The organism is Paralimibaculum aggregatum, assembly GCF_030270585.1.
Classification (GTDB): Bacteria; Pseudomonadota; Alphaproteobacteria; order Rhodobacterales; family Rhodobacteraceae; genus Thermohalobaculum; species Thermohalobaculum aggregatum.
The window spans coordinates 40,911-52,225 of the sequence record NZ_BSYI01000017.1 but is presented as its reverse complement, the minus strand read 5'-3'; the positions used below and the strand labels follow the sequence as shown (position 1 = coordinate 52,225).

General features: G+C 70.6%; 10 protein-coding genes and 2 pseudogenes. 7 read left to right on the top strand and 5 right to left on the bottom strand.

Annotation, left to right across the window (positions count from 1 at the left end; all coding sequences use genetic code 11):
• Positions 1-3: 3 nt before the first annotated feature.
• On the bottom strand, positions 4-717 hold the full coding sequence (locus tag QSJ97_RS12110) for a glutathione S-transferase family protein (protein ID WP_285672030.1): 714 nt from the start codon (positions 715-717) through the stop codon (positions 4-6).
• Between QSJ97_RS12110 and QSJ97_RS25000 the strand changes: the two are divergent.
• Positions 650-913, top strand: a pseudogene (locus QSJ97_RS25000) (hypothetical protein); the annotation flags it as partial. The gene QSJ97_RS12110 and the pseudogene QSJ97_RS25000 sit on opposite strands and share 68 nt — an antisense overlap.
• Here the strand turns inward: QSJ97_RS25000 and QSJ97_RS12105 are convergent.
• Together QSJ97_RS12105 and QSJ97_RS12100 are read right to left on the bottom strand one after the other, a co-directional pair.
• Positions 815-1,174 (bottom strand): annotated as a pseudogene (locus tag QSJ97_RS12105) (tellurite resistance TerB family protein); the annotation flags it as partial. The pseudogenes QSJ97_RS25000 and QSJ97_RS12105 sit on opposite strands and share 99 nt — an antisense overlap.
• An 85-nt stretch (positions 1,175-1,259) precedes the next feature.
• Complete coding sequence (locus QSJ97_RS12100) at positions 1,260-2,084, bottom strand: MipA/OmpV family protein (protein WP_285672028.1); 825 nt, start codon at positions 2,082-2,084, stop codon at positions 1,260-1,262.
• Positions 2,085-2,286: 202 nt separating this feature from the next.
• Here QSJ97_RS12100 and QSJ97_RS12095 point away from each other — a divergent pair, with 202 nt between their 5' ends.
• A complete protein-coding gene (locus QSJ97_RS12095) occupies positions 2,287-3,873 on the top strand; it encodes a lysine--tRNA ligase (protein ID WP_285672027.1) in 1,587 nt (528 codons plus the stop codon).
• 12 nt (positions 3,874-3,885) lie between these two features.
• Here QSJ97_RS12095 and QSJ97_RS12090 read toward each other — a convergent pair whose 3' ends face one another.
• Positions 3,886-4,539 (bottom strand): GntR family transcriptional regulator, encoded by a 654-nt coding sequence (locus QSJ97_RS12090; protein WP_285672026.1) that lies wholly within the window; start codon positions 4,537-4,539, stop codon positions 3,886-3,888.
• Positions 4,540-4,737: 198 nt separating this feature from the next.
• On the opposite strand from QSJ97_RS12090, the gene dctP reads away from it, so the two are divergent.
• The 5 genes from dctP to QSJ97_RS12065 all read left to right on the top strand — a co-directional run bounded on the left by dctP (position 4,738) and on the right by QSJ97_RS12065 (position 10,569).
• On the top strand, positions 4,738-5,733 hold the full coding sequence (gene dctP, locus QSJ97_RS12085; RefSeq protein ID WP_285672025.1) for a TRAP transporter substrate-binding protein DctP: 996 nt from the start codon (positions 4,738-4,740) through the stop codon (positions 5,731-5,733).
• Positions 5,734-5,814: 81 nt separating this feature from the next.
• A complete protein-coding gene (locus QSJ97_RS12080) occupies positions 5,815-6,351 on the top strand; it encodes a TRAP transporter small permease (RefSeq protein WP_285672024.1) in 537 nt (178 codons plus the stop codon).
• A 1-nt stretch (position 6,352) separates the two neighbouring features.
• Entirely contained in the window at positions 6,353-7,681 is a 1,329-nt protein-coding gene (locus QSJ97_RS12075) for a TRAP transporter large permease (RefSeq protein ID WP_285672023.1), read from the top strand.
• A gap of 2 nt (positions 7,682-7,683) precedes the next feature.
• On the top strand, positions 7,684-9,027 hold the full coding sequence (locus QSJ97_RS12070; protein WP_285672022.1) for a malonyl-CoA decarboxylase: 1,344 nt from the start codon (positions 7,684-7,686) through the stop codon (positions 9,025-9,027).
• A gap of 12 nt (positions 9,028-9,039) precedes the next feature.
• Positions 9,040-10,569, top strand: a complete 1,530-nt coding sequence (locus QSJ97_RS12065) for a malonate--CoA ligase (protein WP_285672021.1) — start codon at positions 9,040-9,042, stop codon at positions 10,567-10,569.
• A 6-nt stretch (positions 10,570-10,575) separates the two neighbouring features.
• On the opposite strand, the gene QSJ97_RS12060 is transcribed toward QSJ97_RS12065, so the two are convergent.
• A complete protein-coding gene (locus QSJ97_RS12060) occupies positions 10,576-11,277 on the bottom strand; it encodes an aspartate/glutamate racemase family protein (RefSeq protein WP_285672020.1) in 702 nt (233 codons plus the stop codon).
• Between the last annotated feature and the right edge of the window lie 38 nt (positions 11,278-11,315).

Genomic DNA, 11,315 nt, shown 5'->3' with positions numbered 1-11,315 from the left:
GGATCAGCCGGTGACCTCGGCCGCCGGCAGTGCCGGCGGCGCGGGGCGGGTCACCGGATGCGGGCAGGGGATCGCCTCGGCCGCGCAGGCCCGCAGGAAGCCCGGATCGGCCTCGATCCGCGCCATTTCCGCGGCAAGCCCCGGCCAGCGCCCGAGCCCCTCGAGCAGCGGCCCGTGCCGGCTCGGATAGATCTGCGCCCAGCGCAGGCAGACCGCGAGATAGTCCTCGACGATGCCCGTCGTCCCCGCCGCGCCCCCCGGCACCAGCGGGCCGGCGGCGAGCTGGCCCTCGAGCATCGCGCAATGCCCGGCGAGGCGGGTGCGCAGCCCGGCGACGAGATCCGCCTCCCGCCCCGCCGCGATGTAGCGATGGGCGTAGAAGGCGGCGCGCAGATCCGCATGCACCGTGTTGGAGAGGTAGAACAGCCAGCGCAGCGCCGCTGCCCGCGCCGCCGGGTCGTCGGCCGCGGGGCCGGAGGGGCCGAAGCGCCCGGCGCGCTCGGCCAGATGCAGCAGGATCGCGCCGGTCTCGAAGAGCACGAACCCGCCATCCTCCAGCACCGGGATCAGCCCCTGCGGGTTCAGCGCCAGATAGGCCGGGCTCCGCTGCGCGCCCCGCGCGCGGTCGACCCGCACCGGCTCATAGGCCATGCCGAACCGCTCGAGCGCGATGCGCACCACGAGATTGGCGCTGTCGGGCGACCAGTGCAGGCGCATCGGTCCCGCTCCCATCGCCGCCGGTGCCTCAGGCCACCGGCTCGAGCTTCTGGTGGCGCGCGCGGGCGCCGCGCTCGATCGCGGCAGCCGCCAGCCGGCCGACGCGCAGATCGTGGCGGATGATCTCGAGCATGCGCATCTCGGTCTGCTGGATGCGCCCGTCGGCGGCGGCGACGTCGCAGGCCAGCGCATAGGCGGTCTCGCGCAGATGGTCGGGCAGGGCGCCCTCGACGAGGCCGATCAGCGCGTCGATGCCGTCCTCCTCCTCGAAGAGATCGGCGACCAGCGACGAGATGTGGCCGATGCGGTCGCGGTCGTAGCCCTCGAAGACCGGCAGGATGCCGACGATCGAGGTGATCGCCGCAAGCTCGCTCTGGACGATCTTCTCGTCGGCCGCCGAGACGGCGATCATCACCGCGATGAGCGCGTCCTGCGGGCTGAGGATGTCGGTGTTCATGCGTGTCTCCATGCAGCGCAGTGCGGGCCGCACGCTATGCGCGGCCGCAGGGGCTTGGCAAGCCTCGCGGACGTGAACGCCGGCGTCAGAAGCGGTAGCTGAGCGCCAGCCCGCCGAGGAACTGGTTCCGGCTGCCGCGCAGCTCGGTGATCGGGCTGTCCGCCGCGTCGCCGACCAGCATGGTGTAGCGCATCACCGCCGTCACGCCCCAGTGCTCGGAGAAGTAGTAGCTGCCGGCCAGCGTCGCCGAGATGTCCTTGAAGCCGGCGCCGGCATCGTAGACCGGCAGGCCGGAGGCCATGCTCGCCGCCGGGGTCACGCCGAAATAGGTCTCGTTGTAGTCCTCCGAGGCGAAGGTGGTGGTGCCGATCAGGTTGATCCGGATGTCCTCGCCGATCGGCACGGAATAGCGCAGCCCCGGCTGGATCAGCACGCCGCCATGGGAATCGGCGATGTCGTAGGTGAAGCGGCCGATGAAGGTGAAGGCATCGGTGCCGGGCAGGAAGAAGGGCAGGTTGATCTCGACGAAGCCGCCGATCTCCACCGCCGCATCGACCTCCGGCAGCAGTGCCACCACCGGGTCGTCGACATCCGAGCCGCGATTGCTGCGATATTGCACCAGCGGCCCGAAATCGATGAAGCGGATGCCCGATACGTCGATCTGCACGCCCTGTCCCGCGGTCTGCAGGCCGAAGCCCTGATAGCGCAGCGAGATCGGCACGACCGGGATCGGGTGATACTCGTCGGCCCCCTCGTATTCCGTGTTGAACCCCGCGCCGAGGCCGACACTGCCCTCGAATGTCTCCTGGGCGGCGGCGGGGGCGGCGGCGAGCGCCGCGAGGATGCCGAGGGCGCTGATGGCCTGCAACGGGGCCGTCGGGGGGCGGGTCGTGCTGGGGCGGATCGGCATGGGAGCCTCCTTCGCTTCTGCAACTGCCGATAGAGGTAGGGCGGTGATGGCCCCGGCGCCAATCGCCCCGCGCCAATCGCCTGATGCCAATTGCCCGGTGCCGGCCTGCCGGTGCAGGCGACGCTCTGTTGACCGGGCGGTGCCGCAGGACTAGGCGTGATGCCAGCGCCGGGAGAGGCGCCGAGACAGAGGAACCGGACCGATGAGTGAGATGCGCGACGCTGCCCTTGCCTGCAAAGCCTGGTGCTTCGAGGAGGCGAGAAAGCTGGTCAAGCGCTTCGAGAAGACGCCGCCGGAGAAGGGCTACGCGCTGTTCGAGACGGGCTATGGCCCGAGCGGGCTGCCGCATATCGGCACCTTCGGCGAGGTGGCGCGCACCACCATGGTCCGCCATGCCTTCGAGGCGATGTCCGATATCCCGACCCGGCTGATCTGCTTCTCCGACGACATGGACGGGCTGCGCAAGGTGCCGGGCAACGTGCCCAACCGCGAGATGCTGGCCGGGCACCTGAACAAGCCGCTGACCGAGGTGCCCGACCCCTTCGGCACGCATCCCTCCTTCGGCCAGCACAACAATGCCCGGCTGATGGCGTTCCTCGACCAGTTCGGCTTCGAGTACGAGTTTGCCAGCTCGACCGAGTATTACCGCGCCGGCCGCTTCGACGAGATGCTGCTGGTGGCGCTGGAGCGCTTCGACAGGATCCAGGAGATCATGCTGCCGACGCTGGGCGAGGAGCGGCGGGCGACCTATTCGCCGTTCCTGCCGGTGAGCCCGAAGACCGGCCATGTGCTGCAGGTGCCGACGCTGGAGCGCAACGTCGCCAGGGGCACCATCGTCTACGAGGAGCCGGACGGCGAGCGCGTCGAGATCCCGGTGACGGGCGGCAACGTCAAGATGCAGTGGAAGCCCGACTGGGCGATGCGCTGGGCCGCGCTGGGGGTGGACTACGAGATGGCGGGCAAGGACCTGATCGACTCGGTCACCCAGTCGAGCAAGATCTGCCGCGCCCTCGGGCGCCCGTCGCCGGAGGGCTTCAACTACGAGCTCTTCCTCGACGAGAACGGCGAGAAGATCTCCAAGTCCAAGGGCAATGGCCTGAGCATCGAGGACTGGCTGAGCTATGCCAGCCCCGAGAGCCTCTCGCTGTTCATGTACCAGAAGCCGAAGACCGCCAAGCGGCTGTTCTTCGACGTGATCCCGAAGACGGTGGACGAGTATCACCAGCATCTGCGCGCCTATCCCGGCCAGGATCTGGCGAAGCGGCTGGCCAACCCGGTCTGGGCGATCCACGGCGAGGCGGTGCCGGAGAGCGATCTGGCAGTGCCCTTCTCGATGCTGCTGACGCTGGCCTCGGCCTCCTCGGCGCATGACAAGGAGATGATGTGGGGCTTCATCCGCCGCTATGCGCCGGAGGCGAGCCCGGAGACGCATCCCGGCCTCGATGCCGCGGCGGGCCATGCGGTGAAGTATTTCGAGGACTTCGTCGCGCCCACCAAGACCTTCCGCGCACCGGACCCGCGCGAGCGGGCGGCGCTGGAGGATCTGCGCGGCCGGCTCGCGGCGCATGCGGGGGAGAGCGATGGCGAGGCGCTGCAGACCATCGTCTTCGCCGTCGGCAAGGAGCACGGCTTCGAGCCGCTGCGCGACTGGTTCAAGGCGATCTACGAGGTGCTGCTCGGCACCAGCCAGGGCCCGCGCTTCGGCAGCTTCGTCGCGCTCTACGGTGTGGCCGAGACGGTGGCGCTGATCGACAGGGCGCTGGCCGGGGAGCTTGCCGGCGCCGCCTGAGGGCCGGCCCGTTCAGCCAGCGGGGTCGAGCGCCGCCAGCAGGTCGGTCACCCGCTCGCCCTGCACCGCCACATGGGCCCGCATCGCCGCCGACGCGGCCTGCGGGTCCGCCGCCTCGATCGCCTCGACGACCTCCGCGTGCTCGGCGTTCGAGCGCTCGATGCGCCCGCGCGCCCGGAGCTGGTGCCGGCGATAGGGCTTGAGCCGGCGCTGCAGCGCCTCCGCCTGCTCGATCAGGAAGGAGTTGCCGCAGGCCGCCCGGATCGCCGCGTGCAGGCGCTCGTTGCCATAGTAGTAGACGTCGAGATCCCCGTCCGCCGCGGGGCGGGCCAGCTCGTCATGCAGCCGGCGCAGCTCGGTCACCTGGGGCGGGCTTGCCCGGCGCGCGGTGAGCGCCGCGCAGAGCCCCTCCAGCTCGGCCATCACCTCGAACATCTCCAGCAGCCGCCGCGGCCCGATCTCGGCGACGAAGCTGCCGCGCTGGCGGCGCTGCTCGATCAGGCCGGCGGCGGCAAGCTGCGCCAGCGCCTCGCGGATCGGCGTGCGCGAGACGCCGAAGCGCTGCGCCAGCGCCGGCTCCTCGAGCCGGGTGCCGGGGCCGAGCGCGCCGGTGAGAATGTCCTCCTCGAGGATGTCGCGTAGGCCATCGGCGCGGCGTTCGGCCATTTCGGGCTCCGGGGCAGGGGGCGAGGGGCACAGCCTTGCCGATCCGTCGACCGAAATCAAGCATCCGTGTCCTTTTGGGCTCCAAATGTATACATTCAACTTGCCCGGCGGACGCATCTCGGGTTAGCTCATGCGCAGCGGATCGGCTCGGATCGATTCGACACAAGGGCCAATGCGCCCGAAACCCGGGAGGAAATGATGACCAGCAGAAACCGGACCCTGTCCGCCCTCGGCGCTTCCGCGCTCGCCCTCGCGCTCGCCGTCCCGGCCGGCGCGGCCGAGCTCAAGCTCAGCCACCAGTGGTCGACCTCTGACGTGCGCCACAAGATCGCCGAGATCGTGGCCGAGGAGGTCGCGGCGGCCGATGTCGATCTCGAGATCAAGATCTACCCGTCGAAATCGCTGTTCAAGCCGCGCGAGCAGTATCGCCCGCTCTCCACCGGACGGCTCGACATGACGGTGTTCCCGCTTTCCTATGCCGGCGGCGAACGGCCCGAATACAACCTCACCCTGATGCCCGGCCTCGTGAAGAACCACGACCATGCCGCGCGCCTCAACGAGAGCGCCTTCATGGACGAGATCGAGGCGCTGATGGCCGAGGACGACGTGATGGTCCTGGTGCACGGCTACCTGGCCGGCGGCTTCGGCGGCAAGGACAGGTGCATCACCAGCCCGGACGACGTGCAGGGCATGCAGACCCGTGCCGCCGGCAAGGCCTTCGAGCAGATGCTCGCCGCGGCGGGCGCCTCGATCGCCTCGATGGCCTCCTCGGAGATCTACACCGCGATGCAGACCGGCGTGCTCGACGCGGCCAACACCTCCTCCTCGAGCTTCGTCTCCTACCGGCTCTACGAGCAGATCTCCTGCTACACCCCGGCCGGCGACGTGGCGCTCTGGTTCATGTATCAGCCGATGCTGATGAACAAGTCGACCTTCGAGGGCCTGACGCCCGAGCAGCAGGCCGCGCTGAGGGCTGGCGCCGCCAAGGCCGAGGCCTATTACCTCGAGGAGGCCAAGAAGGCCGATGCCGAGTCGGCCCGGGTGTTCGAGGAGAACGGCGCCGAGATCGTGCAGATGAGCCAGGAGGATTTCGACGCCTGGCGCGCCATCGCCAAGGAGTCGTCCTACAAGGCCTTCCTCGAGAGCGTGCCTGACGGCCAGCGCCTGCTCGACCTCGCCCTCGCCGTCGAGTGATGCCATCGGGGTGCGGCGGGCCGCCCGCCGCGCCCCTGACGCGACCCCGCTCCCCCGCACGTTCCGAGGCAAGGAGGCCGCATGTCCCACGCCCTTCCCACCGGCACCGACAAGCCCCGCCCGGAGACCCGGCTGCAGCGCCTCGTCGGCGCGCTCTCGACGGTCTCCGGCGTCTGTTCCGCCACGATGATCGCCGCCGCGGTGCTGATCACCTGCCAGATGGTGGTCGTGCGCTACGTGCTCAACGGCTCGACGATATGGCAGACCGAGGCGGTGACCTATCTGATGATCGCCGCGACGCTGCTCGGGCTGCCCTATGTGCAGCGCCGCCGCGGCCATGTGCAGGTCGACCTGATCCCCGAGATGCTGCCGCGCGGCGCGCGGCGGGTGCTCGCCGCGATCACGCTGGCGCTGGCGGTGGCGATGATCGGGCTGATGGCCTGGCATTCCTATGATGTCTGGAAACTCCATTTCGACCGCGGCTGGCGCTCCGGCACCGCCTGGGACGTGAAACTCTGGGTGCCCTATCTCGCCATGCCGGTGGGTTTCGGGCTCTATCTGCTGCAGCTCATCGCCGATTTCGCCGCCGAGATCGCGCCGCCGCCGGAGGCCCGCTGACATGGACCCGCTTACCCTCGGCGCGTTCGTCGCCATCGCAACCGTGCTGATCCTGGTTGCCGGCATTCCGGTGGCGGTCGGCCTGCTGATCACCGCCTCCGCCTTCATCGCGATCTTCGACGGCCCCGGCGCACTCGAAGAACTTCCCTACAAGTTCTTCTCCCAGCTCGACAATTTCGCGCTGCTCTCGATCCCGATGTTCGTGATCATGGGGGCGGCGATCGCCTCCACCCGGGCCGGGGCCGATCTCTACGAGGCGCTGGAGCGCTGGCTGACCCGGGTGCCCGGCGGGCTGGTGATCTCCAATCTCGGGGCCTGCGCGCTGTTCGCGGCGATGTCGGGCTCCTCGCCGGCCACCTGCGCCGCCATCGGCAAGATGGGCATCCCGGAGATGCGCCGGCGCGGCTTTCCGGACGGTGTGGCGGCGGGCTCCATCGCCGCCGGCGGCACCCTCGGCATCCTGATCCCGCCCTCGGTGACGATGATCGTCTACGGCATCGCCACCGACACCTCGATCGGCCGGCTGTTCCTCGCCGGCGTGCTGCCGGGGCTGCTGCTGGTCGGGCTCTTCATGGTCTGGTCGCTCTATGCCACCTGGGCGGCGGGGCAGGGCGGCGAGGCGCTGACGCGGCGCATCTACAGCCGCGCCGAAAAGTTCGAGGTGCTGCCGCGGGTGCTGCCGTTCCTCGCGATCATCCTCGCGGTGCTCTTCGTGCTCTATGGCGGCGTCGCCACGCCATCGGAAACGGCGGCGCCGGGCGCGCTGCTCTGCGTGCTCTTCGCGGTGGTGATCTACCGGATGTATTCCTTCACCGCGATCTGGGGGGTGCTGCGCGATTCGACCCGCGAGTCGGTGATGATCCTCTTCATCATCGGCGCGGCGGGGGTCTACTCCTACATGCTCTCCTCGCTCTTCATCACGCAGGAGATCGCCGCCTGGATCGGCTCGCTGGAGATCGGCCGCTGGTGGCTGATGGGGGTGATCAACCTGTTCCTGCTGGTGGCCGGCTTCTTCCTGCCGCCGGTGGCGGTGATCCTGATGGCGGCGCCGATCCTGCTGCCGATCGTCACCACCGCGGGGTTCGATCCCTACTGGTTCGCCGTGGTGCTCACCATCAACATGGAGATCGGGCTGATCTCGCCGCCGGTGGGCCTCAACCTCTATGTCATCAACGGCATCGCGCCGGACATCTCGCTGCGCACGATCCTGGTGGGCTCGGTGCCCTATGTGCTCTGCATGGTGCTGGCGATCGTGATCCTCTGCGCCTTTCCGGGGCTGGCGACCTGGCTGCCGGATCTGGTGATGGGCCCGGCGATCGGGGGGATCTGACGATGGCGGGCGGCATCCTGTCCGATCTCCTGGCCCGCGTCACCGATGCCGGCCGCGCGATCTCCGGCATCGGCGATGCCGAGCCGCCGACCCCCGAGGCGCTGGCCGGGCTCTGCGCGGACCTTCTCGGCGGGCGCGGCGAGGCGACGGGGCTGGCGCTGGCGGCGCGCATCCTTGAGGGATACGCGGGGTTCGGAACGGCGGAGCGGCGCGACGTTCTGCGCCGCATCGCCACCGGGTTCGGGCCGGATGCCGCACGGCTCGGGGCGGCGGTGGCCGAATGGCAGGCCGCCCCCGGCGAGGCCGCTGCCCGGGCGCTGCACGACGCCGCCGAACCGCGCAGCCAGCACCTCCTGCGCACGCTCAACCGCGCGCCCGGCGGCACCGCGGCGCTGGTGAAGATGCGCGAGGACCTGATTGCCTTCCTGCGCGCCGAGCGGGAGGCGCCGGAGGCCGGGGCGCTGGCGGCGCTCGACAGCGACTTCCGCCATCTCTTCGCCTCGTGGTTCAACCGCGGCTTCCTCGAGCTGCGCAGCATCGACTGGAACACGTCGGCCTCGGTGCTGGAGAAGATCATCGCCTATGAAGCGGTGCACGCGATCCAGGACTGGGACGACCTGCGCCGCCGCGTCGCCGCGCCGGACCGGCGGCTCTACGGCTTCTTCCACCCGGCGCTGCCCGGCGAGCCGCTGATCTTCGTCGAGGTCGCGCTGACCGACGCGATCCCGGCCGCCATCGGCCCGATCCTCGCGCAGGAGCGCCAGCCGCTTGACCCGAAATCCGCCACCACCGCGGTGTTCTACTCGATCTCCAACTGCCAGGTCGGGCTGCGGGGGATCTCCTTCGGCTCCTTCCTGATCAAGCAGGTGGTCGAGGAGCTGGCCCGCGAGACGCCCTCGGTGAAGGTCTTCGTCACGCTCTCCCCGGTGCCGGGGCTGCGCGGCTGGGCGCTGGCCGAGGCCCGCCGCGGCGAGGCGGGGCTGCTCGACGACGAGCTGCGCGCCACCGTGATGCGGCTCGACCCGCCGGATGGCAGCATCGACGCGGTCCAGGCCGCCGAGGATGCGGCGCGGCTCGGCCGGCTGACCGCGCTCTACCTGCTCGAAGGCAAGGGCCGCGGCGGGCTGCCGGCCGATCCGGTGGCGCGCTTCCACCTCGGCAACGGCGCCCGGCTCGAGCGGGTCAACCCCGGCGCCGACCATTCCGCCCGCGGGCTGCGCGGCGCCTGGGGCGTGATGGTCAACTATCTCTACGACCTTGACGAGATCGAGAAGAACCACGAGGCATTCGCGAACGAACGCAGCGTGGCCGCGAGCGCGTCCGTGCGCCGGCTGCTGCGTGCCTGAAGGAGACCGCCGATGACCAACCATCTCGCCGACACGCTGGGCCTCTCGCGCACCGACCGGGCCACCCACCCATTCGCCGAACTGCGCGACGGGCGGCATTTCAGCTATGGCGACGTGACCGCGCTCTCGGCGCGGATGGCCGCGGCGGTGACCGGCCTCGGCGTGAAGCCGGGCGACCGGGTGGCGGTGCAGGTGGACAAGAGCATCGAGGCGCTGATGCTCTATCTCGGCGTGATCCGGGCCGGGGCGGTCTTCCTGCCGCTCAACACCGGCTACACGGCGCAGGAGATCGACTACTTCGTCGGCAATGCCGAGCCCTCGCTGCTGGTCTGCGCCCCCGGTCGGCGCGAGGCGCTGGAGCCGGTGGCATCGGCCGCCGGCTGCCGGCTCGAGACGCTCGGGGTCTGGCAGGACGATGGCGGCGAGCATGGCAGCTTGCTCGGCCATGTCCCCGACAGCGCCGAGGGCTTCGCGGACGTGCCCCGCGGCCCGGAGGACCTGGCGGCGATCCTCTACACCTCCGGCACCACCGGGCGCTCCAAGGGCGCCATGCTGAGCCATGACAACCTCGCCTCCAACGCGCTGGTGCTCAGGGATTTCTGGCAGTTCACCGCCGATGACGTGCTGCTGCATGCGCTGCCGATCTTCCACACCCACGGGCTGTTCGTCGCGACCAACACGACGCTGGTGGCCGGCGGTGCGCTGCTCTTCCGCGAGAAGTTCGACGCGGGCGCCGTGCTGGAGGACCTGCCACGGGCGACCGCGATGATGGGCGTGCCGACCTTCTACACCCGGCTGCTGGCCGAGCCCGGCCTCTCCCGCGAGGCGGTGAAGAACATCCGCGTCTTCATCTCGGGCTCCGCGCCGCTGCTGGCCGAGACCCATCGCGACTGGCAGGCCCGCACCGGCCACGCGATCCTCGAGCGCTACGGCATGACCGAGACCTCGATGAACAGCTCCAACCCCTATGACGGCGAGCGCCGGGCCGGCACGGTCGGCTTCCCGCTGCCGGGCACGGAGGTGGTCGTCACCGATCCGGAGACCGGGGTGCCGCTGCCGGCCGGCGAGATCGGCATGGTCGAGGTGCGCGGGCCCAACGTCTTCAAGGGCTACTGGCGGATGCCGGAGAAGACCGCCGAGGAACTGCGCGAGACCGGCTTCTTCATCACCGGCGATCTCGGGCGCTATGACGCGGATGGCTATCTCAGCATCGTCGGCCGCTCGAAGGACCTGATCATCTCCGGCGGCTACAACGTCTATCCGAAGGAGATCGAGACCGCGATCGACGCCATCGAGGGTGTGGTGGAGAGCGCGGTGATCGGCCTGCCGCATCCGGATTTCGGCGAGGGCGTGGCGGCGGTGGTGGTGCGCAGCGATCCCGGCCTCAGCGCGGAGACGCTGCTCGGCGCGCTCGAGGGCCAGCTCGCCCGCTTCAAGCAGCCCAAGCGGGTGTTCTTCGAGGACGAGCTGCCCCGCAACACCATGGGCAAGGTGGAGAAGAAGGCGCTGCGCGAGCGCTTTGCCGGCACCTTCCAGGGCTGAGGCGGCTCACCAGCGCGGCGGCGCGAGCCCCGCGGCGAACCAGGTGAGTGCCGTGACGATGGAATGCACCGGCAGCCCGGTGGCCTCCGCCGCGGCACGGGCATAGGGCGGCAGGTTGGTGCATTCGAGCAGGATCGCGCCAACTCCGGGCTCGGCAGCCAGTGCCGTCGCCGCGGCGACGACCTCGGCCTCCGCTGCGCCCGTGTCGAGCGTGGTGCCGCCGCCGAGGATCGGGCCGGCCAGCGCGCCGCCCGGCGGCATTCCCCGCACCGCCGTGCCCGCCGGCACCCCGGCCGCCGCCAGCAGCTCCGGCGACAGCGAGGCCGCCTCGATGGTGAGCACGCCGAGCCGCCGGCCGGGCGGCAGGGTCGCGGCGATCGCCCCCGCCTGCATCAGCGCCGAGGCCAGCACCGGCACGCCGAGCGCCTCGGCCAGCGGCCGCTGCAGCGGCGCGAGGAACCCGCAGGAGGTCGCGATCCCTCGGCAGCCCTCCGCCACCAGCCCGCGCCCGGCCTCCACGAAGGGCGCCAGCAGGCCCTTGCCGGCACCCCGCACCGCCGCCGCCGCCGCCGCCCCCGGCACCCGCGCAAAGCGCACCGGGAACGGCCAGGTCTCCGGGTTGCCGATATCGCCCGGCGGGCGCGGAAAGCGCGTGTCGAGCATCAGGATGCCGATGGCGGGCGGCTGCGGGGATCTAGTCGTTGCCATTACGGCACCCGCGCGGGTAGGACGAAAGGGCACCATGT

Bases quoted from the DNA above. Each gene is read 5' to 3' on its own strand.
- QSJ97_RS12110 (WP_285672030.1), bottom strand. From the start codon at position 717: ATGCGCCTGCACTGGTCGCCCGACAGCGCCAATCTCGTGGTGCGCATC.
- QSJ97_RS12100 (WP_285672028.1), bottom strand. From the start codon at position 2,084: ATGCCGATCCGCCCCAGCACGACCCGCCCCCCGACGGCCCCGTTGCAG.
- QSJ97_RS12095 (WP_285672027.1), top strand. From the start codon at position 2,287: ATGAGTGAGATGCGCGACGCTGCCCTTGCCTGCAAAGCCTGGTGCTTC.
- QSJ97_RS12090 (WP_285672026.1), bottom strand. From the start codon at position 4,539: ATGGCCGAACGCCGCGCCGATGGCCTACGCGACATCCTCGAGGAGGAC.
- dctP (WP_285672025.1), top strand. From the start codon at position 4,738: ATGACCAGCAGAAACCGGACCCTGTCCGCCCTCGGCGCTTCCGCGCTC.
- QSJ97_RS12080 (WP_285672024.1), top strand. From the start codon at position 5,815: ATGTCCCACGCCCTTCCCACCGGCACCGACAAGCCCCGCCCGGAGACC.
- QSJ97_RS12075 (WP_285672023.1), top strand. From the start codon at position 6,353: ATGGACCCGCTTACCCTCGGCGCGTTCGTCGCCATCGCAACCGTGCTG.
- QSJ97_RS12070 (WP_285672022.1), top strand. From the start codon at position 7,684: ATGGCGGGCGGCATCCTGTCCGATCTCCTGGCCCGCGTCACCGATGCC.
- QSJ97_RS12065 (WP_285672021.1), top strand. From the start codon at position 9,040: ATGACCAACCATCTCGCCGACACGCTGGGCCTCTCGCGCACCGACCGG.
- QSJ97_RS12060 (WP_285672020.1), bottom strand. From the start codon at position 11,277: ATGGCAACGACTAGATCCCCGCAGCCGCCCGCCATCGGCATCCTGATG.